The following is a 22,590-nucleotide window of genomic DNA, read 5'->3' as shown; positions in this document are numbered from 1 at the left end:
CTCACGGTAGCCAGATCGGTCCTGCGACTGCGAGCCCGCCGAACGTCATCAACGACTCTTTCCTGACGCCCAGCGACATGAACGACTCTTTCCTGACATCCCGCACCCGACAGACTCACGCGCGGACCCGCGACCCAGGTCGCGACCGCGGTGAGCGGCCTCGCAGTGAGTGGTTAAGGCGGTCAGAACCGCCCTAACCACTCACGACGTCCTTGCGGGTGAACCAGTCCACGCAGGTCGCCACCATCGCTGCCGCCGCCAGCAACAGCGCTGCCTGGGTGACCGGGCCGTACGCCCACTCCTGGCCGTGGCCCAGCACCCGGCCCGTCACCGACACGACCGCCGCCACGGCCATGCCGCCGAACGCCAGGTAGCGAGGTGCCCGCTCGGAGAACTGGCGGGCCAGCAGGCACGCGATCAGCAGCACCACCGGCAGCATCCCGCCCAGCGCCACCAGCAGCCCGATCAGCACCACCGGCACGACGGCGCCACCCGGGGCCACCGTGAACGACCGGCGCCGGGCCGGCCACGCCGTGCCGATCAGCACCAGCAGCACCGCGACCGCGCCGGCCAGCAAGCCCGTCCGGTACGACGAATCCGGCGTGAACGTCAGCGAAACCTCCCCGCCCGCGCCGGCCGGGACGAGCCAGGCCTGCTGCCAGCCGTCCACCCGGGTGCGGGCCAGCTCGCGACCGTCCACTGTGGCCACCCAGCCCGCGTTCGCGTTCTCCGGGATGGCCAGCACCGCCTCCTCGCCCGGGCCGACCGTCACCGTGCGGGCGGTCGCGTCCCACGTCCCCACCTGCACCGTCCGGTGCCCCGGCGGCGCGGACGACGCCTTCGCCGGACGCAGCCACAGGTCCTGGACGACGAACGACTCCGCCGGGTCCGTCCGCAGCTCGTGCCCGCCCTCCGGCAGCGCGATGCCGCCTTCGGAGTCCCGGCACATCCGCAGTTCCAAGGCGCGGTGGGCGGTGATGTCCGCCAGCGTCCCCTGCACCGACGTCCGGTAGTCGAGGCCGTCGAGGTGGATGTTCGGCCCCGACCCGCACGGCACCGTGAACGCCGGGTCCGGGCCGGGCAGCAGACCGGCCGTGCCGGACAGCTCCAGGCTGCCGATGCCGACCACCGCGCGGGCCGTCGGATCGTCGTCGTCGCCCGGCAGCACGACCTGCAGCTGGTCGGTGTCCAGCGGCTCGAACGACGCCGACCCGCCCGCGTCGAGCTCGACCGTCCGCGCGCCCGACCGGCCGACCAGTTCCACCTGGCGAGGCACCCGCGCCCCGCTCGACGGCGAAACCCCGATGTGCAGCCCGGAAATCCGCTTCGGCGACGTCCAGCCGAGGGTCAGCGTCGGGCGTAGATCCGTCACGTCGGGGCGCCACGTCGTGCCCGCGTCGCCGTCCACCGCCGCGAAGCCCGCCGCGGCCGGGTCGCCGGCCAGCTGGGACGTCGACGCGACCGTCACCCCCGGCAGCCGCACCGGGTTGCGCCCGCCGCCCGCGGGCAGCACCGAGCCGCCGACCAGGTACGTCTCTTCGGCCGGGGTGCTGAACAGGCGCCGGATCCCGTCGGGTTCCTCGCCGTCGCGCGCGGTCGAAGCGTCGCACCGCACGGCGTCGCCCGCGGACAGGCACGCGTACCGCGGCGAGGCCCCGCGCGTGAACGCGAAGCCGGGCGCCGGGCCGACCGGCAGGTCCGCGGGCACCTCCAGGGCGCGCTGCGGCTCGGTGCCGGGGATCTTCAGCTCCGCGATGCCGACGTTCCCGTCCTGCCGCCCGACCACCAGCGACAGCAGCGTGATCCGCACCTTGCGGGTGACCCCGCCCGCCACGCCGTAGTTGTGCGTGCCCGCACCGCGGATCACCGGCTGGTCGACCGAGCCGTTGTCGGTCGTGATCCGGATCCGGGTCGGCGGCCAGCCCACCCGGATGTCGTCCACCAGCTGCAGGTCGACCGCATTGACCAGCCGCGGGGTGTCCAGCTCGACCTCGAGCCACTGGCCGATCGGCCCGGTGAACGACGACGAGTGCCACGCCGTGCGCGGGTCGCCGTCGATCGCGGCGAACGGCTGGTGGCCCGGGTCGGAGCCGCCGAACGCGTCCGCGAAGGACGCCGCCGTGGACGCCGTCACCGCGCGGATCCCCCGGTAGGCGGCCACGGTCTGGTGCTCCGGCCCGGGGAACGGCAGCACGTCACCCGCCGCGCGCTGCTGGCGGTAGGCCTCGCCCGCGGTCAGCGTCTGGCTGAGGTTGTCGCGGACGCCACCGACGTTCCGCTCGGCGCGGCGCAGGCCGTCGGTCACCAGCCGCGGGCCGCCGGGCGAGCCGCCGTCGCCGGTGAGCACGGTCGGCGTCGAGGGGTCGAGCTGGCCCGAGTCGATCAGCGGCAGCAGGTTTTCCGGGCCACCGCTCACCGTCGGGACGTCCTTTGTGGACGTCGCGGTGGCGAGCGGCACCGGCCGCCGCACCTCGTAGACCTCCAGCGGGCCGAACTCCGCCGCCTTGGCGATGCCGGGCGAGCCGGCCAGCCCGGCGCGCAGGGTCGCGATCGGCGGGGCGTTCGTCCGCTCGCGCTCGATGTCGTTGCGCAGCAGCAGGAACCGGTACCCGGACCGGGCGAGCAGCGCGGCCAGGCCGGGATCGCCGCGGCCGTCGGCGAGCGCCGCGTCCACGGAGTCCATCAGCCGCGTGTTGCCCTCGGACCCCAGCGGCACCTGGTTGCGCACCGCCCACGGGCTCTTCGCGATCGCCTGCGCGGGCTCGTCGACCGTGCGGCCCCAGTCGTACTCGCCGAACCCGGTGGCCGGCAGCAGCAGCGTGCGGGCGTTCGGGTCGGCCTTGGCGACGTACCCCGTGGCGTCGTACCAGTAGCCGGGCACCTCGTCCCAGCCCGGGCCGGACCGCAGGTTCAGCAGCCACGCGGGCGCGGCCATCACCAGCACCAGCAGCAGGCCCAGCGCGGGCCGCAGGAACCGGCGCGCGGGCTTCACCCGGGCCGGGCTCGCGATGCCGTGCACGAACGCGAGCATCAGCGGCAGCCGCAGCACCGGTTCGAACTTGTGGACGTTGCGCAGCGGGGCGAGCGGCCCGTCGAGCAGGTGCCGGACCTGCTCGGCGACCGGGCTGTCGAGCGTGCCGACGTAGCCGATGGTCAGCAGGGTCAGCCCGGTGAGCACGCCGAGGACGAGGAACCGCCGCTCCGGCAGGCCGCGGCGGGTCAGCCCGAACAGGCCGACGCCGGCGACGAGGCCGGTGGCCAGCATCAGCACCGGGTTGTCGATCAGCGACCAGCCGCCCGGCCACCACGGCGTGCCCTGCACGACGTAGGCGACCCACTGGTTGGTCCCGCGCAGCACCTCGAACAGCGACATCGGCGCGGTGGTGTTCGTCGCGGACTCGATGTAGTCCAGGAACGGCAGGCTGTATTCGCCGAGCAGCAGCAGCGGCAGGATCCACCACAGCGTCGCGCCCACGACGAAGGCGAACCACCACAGGACGAGCCGGACGTGCTCGCGCGTCCACTGGCGCGTGAGCAGCCACAGCCCCGGCAGGACGAGCGCCATCACGACCATCGCGCCGTTGACGCCGCCCATGCACAGCACGGCCAGCGCGGACAGCCCCGCCGCGCGCCGCGGGGACCCGGTCGTCCCGGCCCGCACCAGCGGGACCAGCACCCACGGCAGGAGCACGGCGGGCAGCATTTCCGCGGACAGACCGCCGATTTCGGTCAGCATGCGCGGGGCGAGCGCGTACCCGAGCGCGCCGATCAGCCGCGTGCGCTCGGTGCCGATCTTCATCGCGCGCGCCAGCAGCAGCGCCCCGCCGAACGCGGCCGACAGCAGGATCGCGCCCCACAGCCGTTGCGCGATCCACGCGGGCACGCCCACCGCCTGGCACAGCGCGAAGAAGGGGCCCATCGGGAAGAGGTAGCCGTAGGCCTGGTTCTGCAGCTCCCCCGCCGTGGCCTGCGGGTTCCACAGGTGCAGCGCGCGGCCGAGGAAGGCGAGCGGGTCGACGGCGAGGTCGAGCTTGGTGTCGAACGTCGTCTTGCCCGGCATCTGCAGGAACGACAACGTGGTCAGCGCCAGCACGATCCAGGTGCCCGGCCGCCGGAAGAACGCGCCCTTCCGGACGCGCCCGGAAGGTGGGGCGTCGTCCCGGGTTCGTTCGCGGGTGCCGGTTACCATCCGGTAGATACTAGGCGGAAACCTGGCTACCATGTGCCGACGATCCTCCCGAATTCAGGCAGGTGCGCCATCTCGTTCGAAGATGCCTGGGCCTTGGCCGAGCCGGTCAAGGGCTGGATGACGCGCGCGCAGGGCGAAGCGCTGTGGGACGCCGCGTGCCGGCTGGAAAAGGGCGACGTCGTCCTGGAAATCGGCAGCCACCAGGGCCGGTCCACGATCGTCCTCGGCGCGGCGGCCCGCACGGTGGGCGCCACGGTGATCGCGGTCGACCCCTTCGTGGACGGCCGGCTCTTCGGCGGGTCCCCGACGCGGCAACTGTTCGAGCGCAACGTCCGCCGGGCCGGGCTGGACGACGTCGTCGAACTGGTCGCCGGTTACAGCACGGAACTGCGTCCGCACTGGGACCGGCCGATACAGCTGCTTTACATCGACGGCAAGCACGACTACTGGACCTACACCGACGACCTGCGGTGGTCGGCACACCTGCCACCGGGTGCGGAGATCCTGGTCCACGACTGCTTTTCTTCGATCGGCGTCACGCTCGGCACGATCGCGAAGGTCCTCTTCGGACGCCGGTACACCTATGTGGACCGGGCGACGTCGCTGGCGCGCTTCAAGCTCGCGCCACCGTCCACCCGCGATCGGCTGCGGGTGGCGGCGCAGCTGCCGTGGTTCCTGCGCAACGTCGTGCTCAAGGTGCTGCTGCGCCTGCGGCTGCGGCCGGTCGCGCGCCTGCTCGGCCACGACAGCCCGTACGACCCTTACTGAATCACCGGCGTGCCCACCTCGGCCTTGGCGACGCAGACCGGCGCGCCCGGGCTCGAGAGGCGCACGGCGACGCTGTCGAAGAGGCCGTCCACCGGTAGGTACAGCGAGTGCAGCCCGGCCTGGAACCAGACCGGTGTGCGGTCCACCAGACCCTCGCCACCGTCCGAAGTGTAGTAATCGAGCTTGAGCAGGTGCCGTCCCAGCACGGGTTTGTCCAGGCCGACGCGCACCGGGGTCTCGCCGATCGCGTAGCCGCAGTTCGGCACCGGGCCGGGGACCCCGCGGGAAACCGGGTCGACGCCGGTGATCTTGTGCGGGATCCCGGTGGCGTCGAGCAGGTGCATCCGGCTCGTGGGCTGGTCGAAGCGCGTGCCCGGCAGCAGGCCGACCACCCGGGACGCGCGGGAGTCCGCGCCGAACCACTCGTGCACCACGTCCGACGGCACGAACGTGTCGTAGAAGACCAGATCCGGGTCCTCGCCGACGGCCGCGCGCACGTTCCCGACGTACTGCCCCGAGTGCTCGAACCGCAACGCCGGGGCCAGCCTCGAGAACCCGAAAGCGGAACTGGCGAGCAAAAGCACGCACAGCCCTAGCGCGATCAGCCGCTCACGCTTTCCGCCGGACGGCGCAACTTCCGCCGGTGCCAGAAAAGCGAACGCTCCACAAAGGGCGGCCACGAGCGCCAGATCGGCGACGTAGCGGGGATCGTCGCCCGCGGACGGGCCGACTTCGCGCAGCCGGGTCAGCGCGAGCAGGGCGACGTCCACGGCGAACACCGCGGCGAGCAGCACCCAGGCACCCCACGCCCGCCGTCCGCCGCGGCGGCCACCGGCGATCACCACGACCAGCGCGGCCACCAGGAGCAGGACCACGACGGCGAACGGCGTCGGCGCCCAGGTCGCGCCCGGCCCGGCGCCGGTCCACGGCCCGCCGGCCAGTCCCGGCAGCAGCGTGTCGCCCAGCATCCGGCCGGTCAGGTCGGCGACCGTGCCCGCCGACAGCGGCGACGCGCCGGTGCCGACCTGGCTCGAGGTCAGCGCGAAGAAGACCACCACGAACGCCACCAGCACCGCGGCCTGGCCGAGCCAGTAGCGGACGTGGTCGCGAAAGGACCGTCCGAGCAGGACGGTCACCGCGGCCAGCAGCACCGGGATCACCGCGGCCTTCTCGTAGAAAGCGAGGCCGAACAGCGTCCAGGCGAACGTCGCGAGCCACCACCGGCCGCCGTCGGCCAGGTACTTCACGTGCGCGTGCAGCGCCGCGGCGGTGGCCAGCACCACCGGCACCACCTGGATGCCGAACGACCACCAGAGCGTCGGGACCAGCAGCAGCGTCGACGCCGTGAACACGGTGAACGGCACCAGGATCGCCCACCGCCGGCCGAAGCAGCGCACGAGCAGGCACCAGAAGTAGCCCGTCGCAAGCGCCTTCATCAGCAGCAACGGCAGCGCGAACAACGGGAAGTCCAGCGGCGCCCACCAGGTCAGCACGGCGGCGAGGAAGAACCCGCCGGGCTGCAGGTGCCCGTGGTAGTCCTGGAAAAGGAAGCCGGGGTCGAACGGCCCGGCGGCGGCCGCCTGCCAGGTCACGACGAAGTCGTCTTGGGCGAAACTCCCGTGCAGCGCCGCCCACGCGTGCAGCAGCAGCGGCACGAGTCCCGCCACGAACGCGGCCACGACGAGTGCGGACGGTCTTCGGATCGCCCGTGGCGCGGGGGTTTCCGTCTCCAGCAACACGGGGGTCCTCACTTCTTGCAGGCCGGTGGCTGGCACATGAGCTTGCTCAGCGCTTGGTAGAAGACGTCGGAGATCTTGCGCGGGTCCGGCGTGGTGAAGGACTCGCCGCCGGTCGCGGCGGAGACCTGCCGCAGCTCGCTCGCGTCGATGTCCGGGCCGATGCCGATCCCGATGACGGGCAGCGGTTTCCGCGGGTCCTGCAGCCGGTTCAGCTCGGCGAGCAGGCCGGGCAGGCCGATCGAGTCGCTGTCCTCGTTGCGGCCGTCGGTGAGCACGACGACGACGTTGATCCGGCCGAGCTGCCAGTTCTGGCGGGCGTTCTGGTAGGCGGCGAGGATCGAGTCGTACAGGCCGGTCGCGCCGCCGGGTTTCGGCTTGACCGCCTGCAGCGTCGCCACCCCGCCCGAGCCGAGCTGCTGCGAGATCGTCCGCATCGGCAGCAGTTCCTTGAAGTCCTTGTCGCCGTCGAGCTTGGTGGAGAACAGCCACAGGCCGATTTCGGTGGTCGGCTTGAACAACCCGAGCCCCTGCGTCGCGGCTTCGAGGGTCAGCGCCATCCGGCTGCGGCCGGTGCCCGGGACGGTGGCGGCCATCGAGCCGGACACGTCGAGCAGCACCTGGACGCGGGCGCTGAGGTTCGCCCCGGCCCACGCCTGGAGCACGGCGTACATCGATTCCGGCGGCGGTGGCCCGGCCGGGCGCGGCGCCGCGTTCGTCCGCGTGTCGCGCGGGCGGTCGCCGAGCAGCTGGCCGGACGGCGTCCGGAACCCGCCGTCGGCGAACGCCTTCGTGGCGGTCTGGTCGAGCAGGAGCCGCAGGAAGCGTTCGGCCGCCGACCGCGAGGCTTCGGAAGCGCGCGGCAGTACGACGTACGGGTAGTCGAAGCCCGGCACGCCGGCCGCCGGGTACGCGGCGACGAGCTTGCGGGCCAGCACGGACTGTTCCGACGCCGGTGACGCGGTGTACGGCTCCTTCACGGCCGACAGCTCGCGGATCTTCTCGGTGAACGCCGCGGCCGGGTCGGGCGCGTCCTTCATGAGCTGTTGCACCCCGATCAGCGCGGCGATCGCCGCGGGGTCGCGGCCCGGGTCGGGCAGCCCGACCGGGTTTCCCGCGAGGACGTCCGACCAGGACGGTGACTTCGCCGGCCAGCCCGCCTGCTTCGCGACGTCGTCGCTCAGCGCCAGCACCACGGGTGAACTCGCCACGGACTGCCCGGTCTCGGGCAGGTTCCACGCGCCGCCGTCGCGGGCCTGCAGCAGCCACGTGCCCGACTCCGGCACCCAGACGTCCGGGCCGGTCGCGCCGTTGGCTTCGAGGGCGGCCGCGGTGGCCGGCGACGCGCTCGACGTGACTTCGACGGCGTAGCAGTCCTGCTGCGGCACGGTCCCGGCGAGCGCGGTGAGCACCGGCGCGATGTCCGGTGCGGCCGTGACGCGCACCGGCGTGGTGGTGTCGCACCCGCCGCCGGCCAGCCGGTCCTTGAGGTAGTCGACGCCGGCCCAGGCGAGCAGGGCGACCACGAGCAGCGCGCTCAGGACGACGACCCGCGCGTCGATGCGCCGGGCCCGCGCCGGGTGTGCCGCCATGCACGTCCTTCCGTGGTGAAGTGCTGGCAGCTTGCCAGCCGGGTGAGCGGGAAGCCAGTACCGGCAGCGGACCGTGACCATCGCCGCGTGAAGCCGTGGTGAAGGAATTGCGCGGTGCGGCCATTTTGGTGATTGACAAGAACTGCGTAACGTTTACCGCTTGACGCCCGTCCCACTTGGGTAACATCACCATGGCGAATCGCGGAGACGATTTCGCCGTCCCCGAAACGGCGATGAAGCACCGAACGGAGACGCAACCCGTGCGCACGATGTACGACGCGGTCACGGCCGCGAACATCCCCGCCGACGCACCGATGGTGGCGGGCTACATCGACAAGATCAAACTCGAACCCTGGTCCGACCGCGACTGGGCGCGCTTTCCCCGGGCCGTGAAGGTCACGATCGTCAAGCGGGCGTCGACCAACGCCGGCCAGGTGCTGGACGTCGAACCCGGTGACGCCACGCCCGGCGAAGCACCGGGCTGGGTCCGGATGCGCCGCGAGGCGGGCGCGGACCCGACCGTCTACTGCAGCCTGTCGACCTGGCCGACGCTGCGCACGGCGTTCTCGTCCGCCGGCGTCGCCGAGCCGCACTACTGGATCGCGCACTACGACGGGGATCCCGCGATCCCCGACGGCGCGGTCGCCAAGCAGTACGCCGGCAACGTCGCCCCGGGCTACGACGTTTCGTCGGTCGTCGACTTCTGGCCCGGAGTGGACGGCACCGCACCCGCCTCGACTGGAGTGGAGATCATGGAGCGCATCACCGTCAACCCGCCGAACGCCGAGCAGCACGCCGTGCGCGTCTTCCTGTCCGGCAGCCCCGGCGCGGCGGTCGTCATCCGCCCCCGCCTCGGCGGCGACGGCTTCTCGAAGCCGATGTGGATCGGTGACATCTTCGCGTGGGGCAACGACCACCAGGGCGTCGGCCACAACCCCACCCAAACCCCGGGGTACAACAACAAGCTGACGTCCCACCGCCGGTACGAGCTACCGGGCGCGGTGTGGGCGGACATCAACTACAGCTCGGCGGACCCCTTCGAGATCGACATCGTCGGGTAGCGCTTCACGCGGGAGGCAGCGCTCGGCACAACGCGTCGAGCGCTGCCGGGTAAGCGTGTTCCGGCGGGGTCGCGTAGCCGACCACCAAGCCGTCCATTGTGGACATCGTGCTCGCCGGGTGGCGGAACGCGGCCAGGCCGTCCAGCGCGAGGCCTTGCCACGCCGCCGCTTTCACGGCGGACGCCTCCGTTCCCGGTGGCAACCGCAGCACCGCGTGCAGGCCGGCCGCGATACCGGTCGGCGTCACGTGCGGCGCCCGCTCGGCCAGCGCCGTCACGAGCAGGTCGCGCCGGCGGCGGTAGCGCTGGCGCATGCGGCGGATGTGCCGGTCGTAGGCACCCGAGTCCAGGAACTCCGCCAGCGTCAGCTGGTCCAGCACGCCCGCCCACGCCTCGCGCTCGCCCTTCGCCGCGAGCACCGCGCCGACCAGGCGCTCCGGCAGCACCAGCCAGCCCAGCCGCAGCGCCGGGGACAGGCTCTTGCTGACCGATCCCCCGTAGACGACGTGCTCCGGGTCCAGGCCCTGGACCGCGCCGACCGGCTTGCGGTCGTAGCGGAACTCGCCGTCGTAGTCGTCTTCGAGCAGGACACCGCCGTGCGCGCGGACGTGGCCGAGCACCGCGGTGCGGCGGTCGTGGTGCAGCGGGCCGCCGGTCGGGAACTGGTGGGCCGGGGTCAGCAGCACCGACGGGACGTCGAGGCCCTCGACGCGCGCGCCGTGCTCGTCCAGGTCCAGGGGGACCGTCGGCACCGGAGCCGCGGCGAAGATCGAGCGGTGGAACGCCAGCCCGTAGGCCTCGACGGCGAGCGGGCCGGGCAGCACCGCCGGGAACAGCAGCCGCAGCGCGTGCGCGAAGCCCGAGCACACCACGATCCGGTCCGGGGACGTCCGCACCCCGCGCGCCCGCGCCAGGTACTGGGCCAGCGCTTCCCGCAGTTCTCGGCGGCCGCGCGGGTCACCGGGGCCGAAAGCGTCGTGCGGGGCCGCGTTCACCGCGCGCCTGGCCGCGGCGAGCCATTCGGTGCGCGGGAACGACGTCGCGTCGGGCTGGCCCTGCCGGAGGTTGTACCGCGGTTCCGGCGCCGCCGGGGCTTTCCGCGGCAGGCGCACCGGTTCGAGGGGTTCGGCGCGCTCGGCGACGCGGGTGCCGGAGCCCTGGACGGCGGTGAGCCAGCCCTCGGCGACCAGTTCGGCGTAGGCGTCGGCGACGGTGTTGCGGGCCAGCCCCAGGTCCGCGGCCAGTGACCGGTACGGCGGCAGCCGGGTGCCCGGGACCAGCCGGCCGGCGCGGACGGCGTCCCGCAGCGCGGTGATGAGCGCGGCCCGCTTGCCGCCGCCGGACAGCTCCAGGTGGAGGTCGGCGCCGAGCCGCTCCCCCGAATTGACCCACGAATCCGACACGGAAATGCACCCTACACGGGGGTCACCCAGGCCCTAGATTTCTGGTCATGACGAACCGAGTGAACTTCGCCAAGACCGCCCCGAAGGCCTTCAAGGCCCTGATCGGCTTCGACGCCGCCGCCCGCGCCGGGCTCGACCCCGCGCTGGTCGAGCTGGTCCAGATCCGCGCGTCGCAGCTCAACCGCTGCGCCTACTGCCTGCACATGCACACCTCCGACGCCCGCAAGGCCGGCGAGAGCGAAGAGCGGCTGCACATGGTCGCCGTGTGGCACGAGGCCACGAACTTCTTCAGCGAGAAGGAGCAGGCCGCGCTGGCCCTGACCGAAGCCGTCACGCTGATTTCGGACGGCGGCGTCCCCGACGACGTCTACGCCCGCGCCGCCGGCCGGTTCGGCGAGGAGGAACTGGCCCAGCTGCTCGCGCTGATCTTCACCATCAACACGTGGAACCGCATCGCCATCACCACGGCGAAGGTGCCCGGCACGGACGAGCGGGTGGCCCGGTGACCCGCCGCCCGGGCGCGGTGCTGGCGCTGCTGGCGTTCGCGCAGCTCATCATTTCCCTCGACTACAACATCGTGTACGTGGCGCTGCCGGACATCGGGCGCGAGCTCGGGTTCACCGCGCAGAGCCTGCAGTGGGTGGTGAGCGCCTACGCCGTCGCGTTCGGCGGGGCGCTGCTGCTCGGCGGCCGGGCGTGCGACCTGTTTGGGCCGCGCCGGGTGTTCGCGCTCGGCTGCACGCTGTACGCGGTTTCGTCGCTGGCCGGCGGGCTGGCCGGGGACCCCGGCCTGCTCGTCGCGGCCCGGGCCGGCCAGGGCCTGGGCGGCGCGCTGCTCTTCCCGGCAACGCTGACGCTGGTCAGCACCAGTTTCGCGGCGGGCCGCGAGCGCAACCGCGCGTTCGCCGTCTGGGGTACGGCGGGGGGCAGCGGGATGATCCTCGGTTCGCTGCTGGGCGGGGTGCTGACCCAGGCTTTCGGCTGGGCGGCGGTGTTCTTCGTGAACGTCCCGCTGGCCGCGGCCGCCGCCGCGCTCGCTTTCCCGTTGCTGGCCAAGGATCCCGCCCGGGAGCCCGGCCGCCGGTTCGACCTCGCCGGCGCGCTGACCGCGACGCTCGGCACCACGCTGGTCGTGTTCGCCCTGGTGGAAGGCCCGGAGCTGGGCTGGACGTCAGTGCTGGTCCCGGCCGTCGCCGGGCTGGCTTCGCTGGCCGCGTTCGCCGTGATCGAGCGCCGCGGCCGCGACCCGCTGCTCCCCTTGCGGCTGCTCAAGGAACGGAACCTCGGCACCGGGGCCGTCGTGACGTTCCTCTACATGGGCACGTTCGGCACGCTGCTGTACTTCTTGACCGGCTACTTCCAGGGCGTGCACGGCTACGGCGCGCTGGCGACCGGGCTCGCGTTCGGCGTGCCGATGGTCGCGATCGCGGCTGGTTCGCAGGCCGCGGGCCGGCTGGCGACCCGCTACGGCACCCGCCCGACGCTGGTGGTTTCGCTGCTCGTCGGCGGCGGCGGGGCGGTCGCGCTGGCGCTGTCGATGACGGTGGACGCGTCCTACCTGGAAGTGGTGCCCGCGCTGATCGTGCTGGGGCTCGGGCAGGGCGCGGGGTACACGCTGATGTTCGGCGCCGCGGCGGCGGGGGTTTCCCCGGCGGAGCAGGGGATCGCGGCCGGGGTGGCGTCGACGGCCCAGCAGGTCGGCGGCACGGTGGGGCTCGCGGTGTTCGTCGCGGTGGCCAACACGGGTACGTCCGAAGTGGACGGTCTCCGCACGGCGGTCCTGCTGGCCGCGGCGGGAATCGCGCTCACGGCGGTGGCGGCACTGCGCTTCAGCGGCTCCCGGAAGGCCGCGGCCGTCCCCGCGTGACGCGGAAGAACCACCATCCCCCGGCGATGGTGGTTCTTCCGCGTTCCCGGATCAGTCGGCGAGGGCCAGCAGATCGCCCTCGGGGACCGGCTCCGGTTCGGGCGCCGGCCGCTTGCGGGCCACCAGGCCGCTGAGCGCGACCAGCAAGCCGAGCACCGCGATGCCGGTGACCACGCTCAACGCCGGGGTCAGCCCGGTCAGCAGCGCGGCCGGGGAGGCTTCGCCGCCGCCGTTGGCGGTCAGGACCGCCGTCACCACCGCCAGGCCGATCGCGCCACCCACCTGCAGGGACGTGTTCAGCAGACCGCCGGCCAGGCCCTGCTCGTGGTCGGCGACGCCGTTCGTGCCCTGGATGTTGAGCGACGAGAACGCCAGCGTGAAGCCGATGCCGAGCAGGATCATGCTGGGCAGGACGAAGCCCGCGTAACCCGAGTGCTCGTCGACCCGCAGGAACAGCGCGTAGCCGAGGACGTGGGCGACGACGCCCGCGAAGATCGTGCGCGGGGTGCCCACGCGGTCGATCAGCGGCTCGATGCGCGGCGAGCCGAACGCCACGATCAGGGCGGCGGGCAGGAAGCCCAGCGCCGTCTGCAGGGCGGACCAGCCGAGCACCCGCTGCAGGTAGAGCATCACGACGAACTGGAACCCGATGTACGCGCCGAAGAACAGCGCGCCGCCGAGGTTGGCGCGGGCCAGCGGGCCCGCGCGCAGGATGCCGAGGCGCAGCAGCGGGTGCGGGCTGCGCTTCTCGATGACCACGAACGTCACCAGCAGGGCGAGCGCGACGAGGAACGTGATGAGCGTGCGGGGTGCGGCCCAGCCGATCGCCGGCGCTTCGACGACGCCGAACACCAGCAGCAGCGAACCGGCGGCACCGGTGATGGCACCCGGGAAGTCGTACCCGCGGCCTTCTTCACGCAGGTAGGACGGGATCAGCTTCCACGCGGCGGCGAACGCGACCAGCGCGATCGGCGCGGGGAGCAGGAACGTCCAGCGCCAGCCGACCTCGGTCAGCAGGCCGGAGAACACCAGGCCGGCGGAGTACCCGCTCGCGCCGAACACGGCGAAGATGCTGATCGCCTTGTTGCGGGCCGGGCCCTCCTGGAACGTCGTGGTGATGATGGACAGCGCGGCCGGCGCCGTGAACGCAGCGGCCAGGCCCTTGATGAACCGGCTGGCGATGAGCAGCGCGCCGTCGTCGACGAGCCCGCCGAGCAGTGAGGCCAGCGCGAACACCGCGACGGCGACGAGGAACACGCGGCGGCGGCCGAGCAGGTCGGCGGTGCGGCCGCCGAGCAGCAGCAGACCGCCGTAGCCCAGGACGTAGCCGCTGACGACCCATTGCAGCGCGTTGGTGGACAGGCCGAGGTCGGCCTGGATGGCGGGCAGCGCGACCCCGACCATCGACACGTCGAGCGCGTCGAGGCCGATGACGATCGAAACGGTGAGCAGGACACCCCAGAGACGTGCGTCCCACCGAGTGGAGGTGGTGGACAAGGACACGGAAGAGCTCATGCCGGCGACAGTACATGCACACGCATCTAATGTCTAAGCATTTAATGAGTTTGCATCTGATGTCCGTGCATGCTAGGTTGGTCGCCGTGAGCGACGTCGCTGAGCAAGGCCTGGTGCAGGAGTGGCACGAGCTGCTGGCGCGCTATTCGGCCGTGTTCAGCACGCTCGAGTGCCGCCTGCAGGAGCGCCACGGGATCGGCGCGAACGAGTTCGAGGCCCTCGAGCGCCTCGCGACCTGCGACTTCAAGTGCCGCTCGGCCGACCTGACCGGCGCCATCCACCTGAGCCAGAGCGCCACTTCGAGGCTGGTCGCCCGGCTGGAGAAGGAAGGCCTGGTCGAGCGCGCGCTGTGCGACGTGGACCGGCGTGGCATCTTCGTGACAATCACCGACGCCGGCCGTGAGCGCTACCTCGCGGCGAAGCGGACGCACCGCGAAGTGCTGAACGAGACCCTGCGCTAGCCGACCGGGCCTTCGATCGCCGTCACCGGCACCTGCCGCTGGGCTCCGCCCGCGGTGGTCACCGTCAAGGTGAGCTGGTCGTCCGGGTGGTGGGTGTCCAGCACGTTCGTCAACGTCGTCGCGGAATCGACCGGCCGGCCGTCGATCGCCGTGATGACGTCGCCCGCCGCCAGGCCCGCCTTCTGCGCCGGGCCGCGCGGGACCACCTGGCGGATCTGGGCGCCGCTCTGACCGTCGGTGACCGAGACGCCGATGAAGGCCGTCTTGCCGATGTGGACCGTGTCCGACGCCGTGCCCGCGACGATCCGGTGGGCGATGTCGACGGCCTGGTTGATCGGGATCGCGAAGCCCTGGCCGGTGCCGCCGCTGCGGCGGCCGTTGAGCTGGTAGCCGGTGGACGCGGCCGTGTCGACGCCGATGACCTGCGCGTCCGCGTTGACCAGCGGGCCGCCGGAATCGCCCGACTCGATGTTCGCCCGGACCTGGATCAGGCCCTTGAGCTGCTCGGACGAGCCGCTGGACTCGTCGGACGCCGTGATCGACTGGTCGAGCGCGGTCACCGTGCCGGGTGCGGGCACCGGGTCGCCGCCCTTGCCGCCCGCGTTGCCGAGGCCGAGGATCTGGTCGCCGACCGCGACCTTCGACGAGTCGCCGATGACGGCGGTGGGCAGGCCGGACGCCTTCCGCAGCTGCAGGACCGCGACGTCTTCGCTGCGGCTGTAGCCGACGACGTCCGCCGTGTAGGTGTCGCCGGTGCCGATGCTGGTGACCTTGATGCTGGTCGCCCCGGCGACGACGTGGTTGTTGGTGAGCACCTCGCCGTCCGGCGTCAGCACGATGCCGGTGCCCGCCGCGGCCGCGCCCTGCAGGCCGAGCTCGGTTTCGACGTTCACGATCGCCGGGTTGACCTTGGCCGACACGGCGGCGACGTCGAGGGTCGTCTGCGACGCGCTGGGCCGGCCGGAAAAGCCGAAGTTCTGGTTGCCGCTCGCGGTGGGGCTGTTCGCGTCCGCGATCAGGTGCCCGATGCCGAGGCCGGCGACCACGGCCAGCGCGATCGCGACCACGGTGAGGCTCAGCGCCCGCAGTGGGTGCCGCCGCGGTGGCGCCGGCACGGGCGGCGGCGGGTACATCGGCTGCGCGTACTGCGGGTACGGGCGTCCCCACTGGTCACGGGGCTGGTCGTAGTACTGCTGCCGGCCGTGGTACTGCTGGCCGGCGGGTTGGCCGTAGTACTGCCGGTCGGCGGGTTGCTGGTAGTAGCCGTACGGGTACCCGTCGCCTCGCGGTTCTCGGTCGTACTCGCTCATGCACAGCTCCAGCCCTCGACAAGCCTCCGGCCCCTCCAGGAAACGCCGGGTTCCTGAGAATTTCCTGGCGCCTTTCCATGGACTTGCTGTGGATTTACCCGGCGCCCCCAGCCGGTAACCACCCCCGGGTCACCCTCACCGCCGGATCCGCTCCATGCCGGGGTCGACCAGCGGCTCGGCGGCCACCGTGGCCGCGACCCGGCGGCCGAAGTACTCGATCTCCACGCTGCTGCCGACGTCCGCCGACGCCGGGAGCCACGCGTAGGCGATCGGCCGCCCCACGGTGTACCCGTACGCCGCGCTCGTGACGTAGCCCGAAGCCACGCCGTCGACGAACACCGGTTCCTTGCCCAGCACCACCGTGCGGCCGTCGTCGATCGTCAGGCACCGCAGCCGCCGCGACGGCGTCCGGCCCTCGATCGCGTCCCGGCCCAGGAACTCCCCCTTCGCCGGGCGCACCGCGAAGTCGACGCCGGCCTCGTACGGGTCGTGCTCGGTCGTCATGTCGGTGCCCCACAGCCGGTAGCCCTTCTCCAGCCGCAGGCTGTTGAACGCCGCCCGCCCGGCCGCGATCACCCCGAGCGGCTGCCCGGCCGCCCACAGCGCGTCCCACAGCCGCAGGCCGTTGTCCGCGCTCGTGTAGATCTCCCAGCCCAGCTCGCCCACATAGGACAGTCGCATCGCGACCACCGGCACCCCGGCGATCCGTGCCCGGCGCGCCCGGAAGTACTTCAGCCCGGCGTGCGAGAAGTCCTCGGCGCTCAACGGCTGCACGAGGTCCCGCGCCAGCGGGCCCCAGACGCCGGCGCAGCACGTCCCGCCGGTCGTGTCCCGCACCTGAACCCCGGGCGGCGCGTGCTTGACGAAGTGGTCGACGTCGATGTTCCCGTTGATGCCGACCTGGAACAGCTCCGGTGCGAGCCGCGCCACCGTGACGTCGCTGCGGATGCCGCCGGCGTGGTCGAGCATCAGCGTGTAGGTCACCGAGCCGACCGACTTGTCGAGCTGGTTCGTGGTCAGCGACTGCAGGAACGCCAGGGACCCCGGCCCGCTGATCTCCACGCGCTTCAACGGCGTCATGTCGTACAGCGCAACGCCGTTGCGCGTGTGCCACGCCTCGGCCGCCGCGATCGGCGAGTGGAACTGCGCCGACCACACGTCCCTGGCCGGCGGCAGCGCGTCGTGCGGCAGCTTCTTCAGCAGCGGCGCGTTGGCCTCGAACCAGTGCGGCCGCTCCCAGCCGCCCGCCTCCAGGAACACCGCGCCCAGCTCGCGCTGCCGGGCGTGGAACGGCGTCACGCGCAGGTCTCGCGGGGAAAGTTTGGGCTGCAAGGGGTGCAGGACGTCGTAGACCTCGACGAAGCTCTGCTGCGCGGTCTCCCGCACGTACGAGGGCGCGAGCTGGACGTCCTCGAAGCGGTGGACGTCGATCTCGTGGGTGTCCACTTCGGAATGCCCGGCGACGAGCAGTTCGGCGACCGCCTTCGCGATGCCCGCCGAGTGCGTCACCCAGATCGCCTCGGCCAGCCAGAACCCGCGGACGTCGGCCGATTCGCCGACCAGCGACTGGCCGTCCGGGGTGAAGGAGAAGATGCCGTTGAAGCCCTCCTCGACCTTGGTCTGCCGCAGCGCGGGCAGCAGCAGCTTGCTCTGCGCCCACGACGGCGCGAAGTCGTCCTCGGTGAACGGCAGCATCGACGGCATCGCCGTCTCCGTCACCGAGTGGTCCAATGTGGACTCCTCGACCGGCATCGGCCGGTGCGCGTAGGAGCCGATGCCGATCCGGTCGACGTGCTCGCGGAAGTACAGGTCCTGGTCCTGGTGCCGCAGGATCGGCAGGCTCGCCTCGACCTCCTCGGTGTTGCGCCCGGCGAGTTCGGCGACCGGCCCGGTCTTCGCGTACTGGTGCGCCAGCGGCAGCAGCGGGACGTCCATGCCCGCCATCGCGCCGATTTCCCGGCCCCAGAACCCGGCGCAGGAAACGACGACGTCGGCGGGGAAGTCGCCCTGGTCGGTCCGGACGCCGGTGACCCGCCCGCGCTCCTGCCGGACGTCGGTGACCGTGGTGGACCCGATGAACCGGGCTCCCCGCCCGGTCGCCCGCGCGGCCAGCACCTCGACGGCCTTCGCCGCGCGCGCCAGCCCGTCGGTCGGGGTGTGCAGCGCGCCGAACACCTGCGAGCCGTCGAGGAGCGGCCAGCGGTGGACGCACTCGGCGGCGTCGATCAGCTGCCCGGGCACGCCCCACGACGTCGCCCAGCCGTGCTTGCGCTTGAGGTCCTCCCAGCGGGCCGGCGTCGTCGCGACCTCCATGCCGCCGACCGGCAGGAAGCAGTCCAGGGTCAGGAACTTCTCGACGGTGTACCGCGCGAAGTCCGTCATCGCCTTGGACGCGTTGGTCTGGAACACCAGGCCGGGCGCGTGCGACGTCGACCCGCCGGTGCGCGGCAGCGGGCCGCGGTCGAGCACGGTGACGTCGGACCAGCCGCGGGCGGTCAGCTCGTCGGCCAGGTTCGCGCCGACGATGCCGGCGCCGATGATCACGACTTTCGGTGCGCTCATGGCGGACTCCTTTACCGGAAGACGACGGTGCTGTTGCCGTTGAGCAGGACGCGGCGCTCGCAGTGCCAGCGGACCGCACGCGAGAGGGCGAGGGCTTCGGCGTCGCGGCCGACGGTCACGAGCTCGCGCGGTGAGTACGTGTGGTCGACGCGCTGGACCTCCTGCTCGATGATCGGGCCCTCGTCGAGGTCGGGCGTGACGTAGTGCGCGGTCGCGCCGACGTACTTGACGCCGCGGTCGTAGGCCTGGTGGTAGGGCTTGGCGCCCTTGAACCCGGGCAGGAACGAGTGGTGGATGTTGATCGCGCGGCCTTCGAGCTTGCGGCAGAGCCCGTCGGAGAGCACCTGCATGTACCGCGCGAGCACGACGAGGTCGGCCTCGTACTCCCCGACCAGGTCGAGCAGCCGCTGCTCGGCTTCCGCCTTGGTGTCCGCCGTGACCGGGACGTGCACGAACGGAACGCCCGCCGCCTCCGCCATCGGGCGCAGGTCTTCGTGGTTCGAGACGACCACGGCGATCTCGGCGCCGAGGCCGCCCGCGCGCCAGCGGAAGAGCAGGTCGTTGAGGCAGTGCCCGAACTTCGAGACCATCACGAGGATCCGGGGCGGCGTGCCGCCGGAGAACCCGAACTCCATCCCGAAGTCGCCGGCCACCGGGGCGAACGCGCGGGTCAGGTCGTCCACCGTGGCCGGTTCGGTGCAGGTGAACGACGTGCGCAGGAAAAGCGAGCCGCGGACGTCGTCGTCGAACTGCTGGTGCTCGACGATGTCGCAGCCCTGCCCGACGAGGAACGTCGTGACGGCGTGCACGATGCCCGAGCGTTCGGGGCACTTGAGCGTCAGGGTGAAAGTCATGAGACGTACTCCCGGCTGGCGTCGGCCAGCCACGCGTGGAAGTAGTCCGAAAAGGACTGCCGCACGAGGATCGTGAAGCCTTCTTCCCGGACCATGAGCACGATCCCCGTCCGCGCCAGGAGGGTCTGCACACAGGTCCCCGGCGGCGCCGTCTCGAGATCGATCGAGCACCCGTGCGCCAGGACGTCCCGGGCGTGCGCCCCGGTCAGCCGCACGACGTTGCGCTGCGCCGACACGTCCACGACGGCCGCACTTTCACGTGAAAGTGCGGCTTCCAGGTCGGCACTTTCACGTGAAAGTGCGGGTCCCAGGACCAGGTACTCGTCGGGGCCCATCCAGAGGATGTCGACGCCGTTGCCGCTGGTGAACGTGCAGGGGGCGGGCAGGGCGACGCCGAGCAACGTGCGCCCGGCGCGGAGGCGCACGGTGAGCTGGGTGCGGAACGGTTCGTCGACCGCGTCAACCGTCACGGCGGGCTCCTTCCTTGTCGAAGAGGACGGATTCGGTGACGGTCACCGGCACGACCCGGTCGCCGACCGGCACGTACAGCGTCTCGCCGATGCGCTCGCGGCCCGACCGCACCAACGCCAGCGCGAAGGTGCGGCCGAGGGCGGCGCTGTCGTAGCTGGAGGTGACGTGGCCGAGCATCCGCACCGGCGGTTCGGGCACGACGTCGGACTCGATGATCTGCGAACCTTCCGGCAGCAGCACCGAAGGGTCGACCGGGAGCAAACCGACGAACTGCTTGCGGTCGGGGCGGTTGTTCTCGGCGCGGGCGAAGGAGCGCTTGCCGATGAAGTCGGCCTTCTTCTTCGACACCACCCAGGACATGCCGAGGTCCTGCGGGGTGACCGTGCCGTCGGTGTCCTGGCCGATGATCGGGTAGCCCTTCTCGGCGCGCAGGACGTGCATGGTCTCGGTGCCGTACGGTGTCGCTCCTTCGTCCACCAGGGACTGCCAGAGCGCGGGTCCGTGCCACGACGGGACGTTGATCTCGTAGGCCAGCTCGCCGGAGAAGCTGATCCGGCAGACCCGCGCGGCGAGTCCGGCGACTTCGGCGTCCTGCCAGGTCATGAACCCGAAGGCCTCGTTGGAGACGTCGAGGTCCGGCGCCAGGCGGCCGAGGACTTCCCGCGAGCGCGGGCCGACCAGGGGAATGGTGGTCCAGTGTTCGGTGACCGACGTCGCGAACACGTTCAGGTGCGGCCATTCCGTCTGCAGCCACTCCTCCATCCACTCCAGGACCATCGCCGCGTTGCCGGTCGTCGTGGTGAGCAGGAAACGGTTTTCGGCGATGCGGATGACCGTGCCGTCGTCGATCACCATGCCGTCGAGCCCGCACATCACGCCGTAGCGGATGCGGCCGATCTTCAGGGTGCTCATCACGTTCGTGTAGAGCATGTCGAGGAACCACCCGGCGTCTGGGCCCTGGACGTCGATCTTGCCCAGCGTGGACCCGTCCATCAGCGCGACGTCCGTGCGCGCGGCGCGGCACTCGCGCCGCACGGCGTCGTGCATCGACTCGCCGGGCCGCGGGTAGTACCACGGGCGCTTCCACTGGCCGACGTTCTCGAACTCGGCGCCGTGCTCGACGTGCCACGGGTGGATCGTGGTGACGCGCACGGGGTCGTGCAGCTCGCCGCGGTGGCGCCCGGCCAGCGCGGCGAACGGCACCGGCGTGTACGGCGGCCGGAACGTCGTGGGACGCTGCGTCGCCAGGTCGGTGCCGAGGGCCTCGGCGGTGATGCCGGCGGCGAGCAAGCCGGACGTCTTGCCCTGGTCGTGCGCGGTGCCGATGGTCGTGTAGCGCTTGATGTGCTCCAGCGACCGCAGTCCGGCGCCGGTGGCGCGCAGGACGTCGGACACGGTGGCGTCGCGCTGCTGGTCCACGAACCGCGTGTCCACTTGCGCCTCCGGCGCGGGCACCTGCCAGAGCACCATCGTCTCCGGCAGCCCCTCCCCCGCGGCGGCCCCCACGACGCTCACGTCCGGGAGTGAGCCGTCCGGGACGTACGCACCCAGCCCGGCGTCGTACCGGAGGGTGCCGCGGGCTTGGCTGTAGAGGTGCACGACCGGGTTCCAGCCGCCGGACACGAGCAGCAGGTCGCACGGCACCCGCTCGCCTTCCAGCGAGCCCAGCTTCGCCACGTGGGCGGCGGTGATGTGGGAGCCGCCGTCGGTGCCGATGACGCCGTAGCCCTCGCGGGCGTCGACGATCCGCACGATCTCGGCGCCGGCCGCGGCCAGGTCGGAGGCGGCGTCGAGCGCGGAGTCGTTGGTGGTGAACACGACCACCCGCCGACCGGCCAGGACGCCGTAGCGGTTCAGGTACGTGCGCGCGGCCCCGGCGAGCATGATGCCCGGGCGGTCGTTGTCCGGGAACACGATCGGCCGCTCGTGGGCGCCGGTCGCGATGACGATCCGCTTCGCCCGGATCCGCCAGATACGCTGCCGCGAGATCCGTTCGGGCGCGGCGGGCTCGCCCCGGCGCTCCAAGGCCAGCACGAACCCGTCGTCGTAGACGCCGAACGCCGTGGTGCGCGAGAGGAACCGGACGCCATCGGGAGCTTCGCCGCCGGGCTGGTCGTCCACGAGCAGGACCCGGCCGGAGGCGGCGCGGGCGGCGGCGAGCCCGGCGGGGCCGGCGCCGATGACCAGGACGTCGCAGTGGGCGTGCTTGGCGTCGTACCGCGCCGGGTCCGGTTCGGTGGCAAGCCGGCCCTGGCCGCGCAGGCCGCGGGCCGCCAGGCCGTCGTACAGCTCGACCGTCGTCGCCGACAGCATCGGCTCCGGGAACGGCTTTTCGATCTGCACCAAGGCGTTCGAGTCCTCGACGCCGGCGGCGAAGATGCCGCGCGGCCGCCCGTGGGTGATGCTGGTCGCGACCTGGTGGATGCCGTTGGCCAGCAACGCGGACGCCAGGGTGTCGCCGAGGAAACCGGTCAGCTCGCGGCCGTCGAAGGTGAACTTGAGCGGGACGCCGGAGAGCCGGGTCATGAGATCACCGGCCGGGGCTCGTCGAGGCGGTAGACGGCCTTCAGGTCGTGGGTGCGGGTGTCGCGGACGGCGTTGAACCACCGGCGGCAGCCCGCGGAGTGGCTCCAGCGCTCGGCAAACGGTCCGCTCGGGTTCTCGCGGAAGAAGACGAACTTCGCCCAGTCCTCATCGGACAGTGCCGACGGGTCCGCCGGGTAGGCGACGTGCGCTTGGCCGCCGTAGTGGAATTCGGCTTCCTCGCGTGGCCCGCACCACGGGCACGGAATGAGCTGCATC

Annotated in this window: 16 protein-coding genes; 5 read left to right on the top strand and 11 right to left on the bottom strand. The window is 72.2% G+C overall.

Translation table 11 applies throughout. From position 1 onward, the window contains the following. Positions 1–193 precede the first annotated feature (193 nt). Positions 194–4,189, bottom strand: coding sequence for an alpha-(1->3)-arabinofuranosyltransferase (locus AB0B33_RS02960; RefSeq protein ID WP_360766049.1), 3,996 nt, complete (start codon positions 4,187–4,189; stop codon positions 194–196). 93 nt (positions 4,190–4,282) lie between these two features. On the opposite strand from AB0B33_RS02960, the gene AB0B33_RS02955 reads away from it, so the two are divergent. Beyond that, the gene (locus AB0B33_RS02955; RefSeq protein WP_360766047.1) at positions 4,283–4,957 is read left to right on the top strand and encodes a class I SAM-dependent methyltransferase; all 675 of its coding nucleotides are present in this window, start codon (positions 4,283–4,285) and stop codon (positions 4,955–4,957) included. Here AB0B33_RS02955 and AB0B33_RS02950 read toward each other — a convergent pair. Further along, a complete protein-coding gene (locus AB0B33_RS02950; protein WP_360766044.1) occupies positions 4,951–6,708 on the bottom strand; it encodes a hypothetical protein in 1,758 nt (585 codons plus the stop codon). The two genes, AB0B33_RS02955 and AB0B33_RS02950, sit on opposite strands and share 7 nt — an antisense overlap. Then, positions 6,705–8,285 carry a substrate-binding domain-containing protein gene (locus tag AB0B33_RS02945; protein ID WP_360766042.1) on the bottom strand — a complete coding sequence of 527 codons (1,581 nt, stop codon included), beginning with the start codon at positions 8,283–8,285 and terminating at the stop codon, positions 6,705–6,707. Before AB0B33_RS02945 ends, AB0B33_RS02950 begins: the two co-directional genes overlap by 4 nt. Positions 8,286–8,545: 260 nt before the next feature. Here AB0B33_RS02945 and AB0B33_RS02940 point away from each other — a divergent pair, with 260 nt between their 5' ends. Further along, positions 8,546–9,346: a hypothetical protein gene (locus AB0B33_RS02940; RefSeq protein ID WP_360766222.1), complete on the top strand. Its 801-nt coding sequence runs from the start codon at positions 8,546–8,548 to the stop codon at positions 9,344–9,346. 4 nt (positions 9,347–9,350) lie between these two features. On the opposite strand, the gene AB0B33_RS02935 is transcribed toward AB0B33_RS02940, so the two are convergent. After that, positions 9,351–10,748, bottom strand: coding sequence for a PLP-dependent aminotransferase family protein (locus AB0B33_RS02935; RefSeq protein WP_360766039.1), 1,398 nt, complete (start codon positions 10,746–10,748; stop codon positions 9,351–9,353). 47 nt (positions 10,749–10,795) lie between these two features. On the opposite strand from AB0B33_RS02935, the gene AB0B33_RS02930 reads away from it, so the two are divergent. Next, positions 10,796–11,254: a carboxymuconolactone decarboxylase family protein gene (locus AB0B33_RS02930; protein WP_360766036.1), complete on the top strand. Its 459-nt coding sequence runs from the start codon at positions 10,796–10,798 to the stop codon at positions 11,252–11,254. Beyond that, on the top strand, positions 11,251–12,615 hold the full coding sequence (locus AB0B33_RS02925) for an MFS transporter (protein WP_360766033.1): 1,365 nt from the start codon (positions 11,251–11,253) through the stop codon (positions 12,613–12,615). The genes AB0B33_RS02930 and AB0B33_RS02925 overlap by 4 nt, the downstream gene beginning before the upstream one ends. A gap of 51 nt (positions 12,616–12,666) precedes the next feature. Here AB0B33_RS02925 and AB0B33_RS02920 read toward each other — a convergent pair whose 3' ends face one another. Further along, the gene (locus AB0B33_RS02920) at positions 12,667–14,130 is read right to left on the bottom strand and encodes an MFS transporter (protein WP_360766031.1); all 1,464 of its coding nucleotides are present in this window, start codon (positions 14,128–14,130) and stop codon (positions 12,667–12,669) included. Between the two features lie 86 nt (positions 14,131–14,216). Here AB0B33_RS02920 and AB0B33_RS02915 point away from each other — a divergent pair, with 86 nt between their 5' ends. Then, positions 14,217–14,591 carry a MarR family transcriptional regulator gene (locus tag AB0B33_RS02915; protein WP_247019551.1) on the top strand — a complete coding sequence of 125 codons (375 nt, stop codon included), beginning with the start codon at positions 14,217–14,219 and terminating at the stop codon, positions 14,589–14,591. On the opposite strand, the gene AB0B33_RS02910 is transcribed toward AB0B33_RS02915, so the two are convergent. From AB0B33_RS02910 to AB0B33_RS02885, 6 genes are all read right to left on the bottom strand, one after another. Next, entirely contained in the window at positions 14,588–15,901 is a 1,314-nt protein-coding gene (locus AB0B33_RS02910) for a trypsin-like peptidase domain-containing protein (protein ID WP_360766028.1), read from the bottom strand. The genes AB0B33_RS02915 and AB0B33_RS02910 overlap by 4 nt on opposite strands. Positions 15,902–16,036: 135 nt before the next feature. Continuing rightward, positions 16,037–18,463, bottom strand: coding sequence for an FAD-dependent oxidoreductase (locus tag AB0B33_RS02905; protein WP_360766025.1), 2,427 nt, complete (start codon positions 18,461–18,463; stop codon positions 16,037–16,039). 11 nt (positions 18,464–18,474) lie between these two features. Next, positions 18,475–19,317: a formyltetrahydrofolate deformylase gene (purU, locus tag AB0B33_RS02900; protein ID WP_247019547.1), complete on the bottom strand. Its 843-nt coding sequence runs from the start codon at positions 19,315–19,317 to the stop codon at positions 18,475–18,477. Then, positions 19,314–19,787 carry a sarcosine oxidase subunit gamma family protein gene (locus AB0B33_RS02895; RefSeq protein WP_247019545.1) on the bottom strand — a complete coding sequence of 158 codons (474 nt, stop codon included), beginning with the start codon at positions 19,785–19,787 and terminating at the stop codon, positions 19,314–19,316. The genes purU and AB0B33_RS02895 overlap by 4 nt, the downstream gene beginning before the upstream one ends. Further along, complete coding sequence (locus AB0B33_RS02890) at positions 19,777–22,314, bottom strand: 2Fe-2S iron-sulfur cluster-binding protein (RefSeq protein ID WP_360766021.1); 2,538 nt, start codon at positions 22,312–22,314, stop codon at positions 19,777–19,779. Before AB0B33_RS02890 ends, AB0B33_RS02895 begins: the two co-directional genes overlap by 11 nt. Continuing rightward, positions 22,311–22,589 carry a sarcosine oxidase subunit delta gene (locus AB0B33_RS02885; RefSeq protein ID WP_247019542.1) on the bottom strand — a complete coding sequence of 93 codons (279 nt, stop codon included), beginning with the start codon at positions 22,587–22,589 and terminating at the stop codon, positions 22,311–22,313. The genes AB0B33_RS02890 and AB0B33_RS02885 overlap by 4 nt, the downstream gene beginning before the upstream one ends. Between the last annotated feature and the right edge of the window lies 1 nt (position 22,590).

This window comes from Amycolatopsis sp. NPDC049159 (genome assembly GCF_040648295.1).
Classification (GTDB): Bacteria; Actinomycetota; Actinomycetes; order Mycobacteriales; family Pseudonocardiaceae; genus Amycolatopsis; species Amycolatopsis pretoriensis_A.
Note: the sequence above shows the minus strand (reverse complement) of the source record. Positions and strands in the feature narration are given on the sequence as shown.

Bases quoted from the DNA above. Each gene is read 5' to 3' on its own strand.
- AB0B33_RS02890 (WP_360766021.1), bottom strand. From the start codon at position 22,314: ATGACCCGGCTCTCCGGCGTCCCGCTCAAGTTCACCTTCGACGGCCGC.
- AB0B33_RS02910 (WP_360766028.1), bottom strand. From the start codon at position 15,901: ATGAGCGAGTACGACCGAGAACCGCGAGGCGACGGGTACCCGTACGGC.
- purU (WP_247019547.1), bottom strand. From the start codon at position 19,317: ATGACTTTCACCCTGACGCTCAAGTGCCCCGAACGCTCGGGCATCGTG.
- AB0B33_RS02905 (WP_360766025.1), bottom strand. From the start codon at position 18,463: ATGAGCGCACCGAAAGTCGTGATCATCGGCGCCGGCATCGTCGGCGCG.
- AB0B33_RS02945 (WP_360766042.1), bottom strand. From the start codon at position 8,285: ATGGCGGCACACCCGGCGCGGGCCCGGCGCATCGACGCGCGGGTCGTC.
- AB0B33_RS02960 (WP_360766049.1), bottom strand. From the start codon at position 4,189: ATGGTAACCGGCACCCGCGAACGAACCCGGGACGACGCCCCACCTTCC.
- AB0B33_RS02930 (WP_360766036.1), top strand. From the start codon at position 10,796: ATGACGAACCGAGTGAACTTCGCCAAGACCGCCCCGAAGGCCTTCAAG.
- AB0B33_RS02920 (WP_360766031.1), bottom strand. From the start codon at position 14,130: ATGAGCTCTTCCGTGTCCTTGTCCACCACCTCCACTCGGTGGGACGCA.
- AB0B33_RS02885 (WP_247019542.1), bottom strand. From the start codon at position 22,589: ATGCAGCTCATTCCGTGCCCGTGGTGCGGGCCACGCGAGGAAGCCGAA.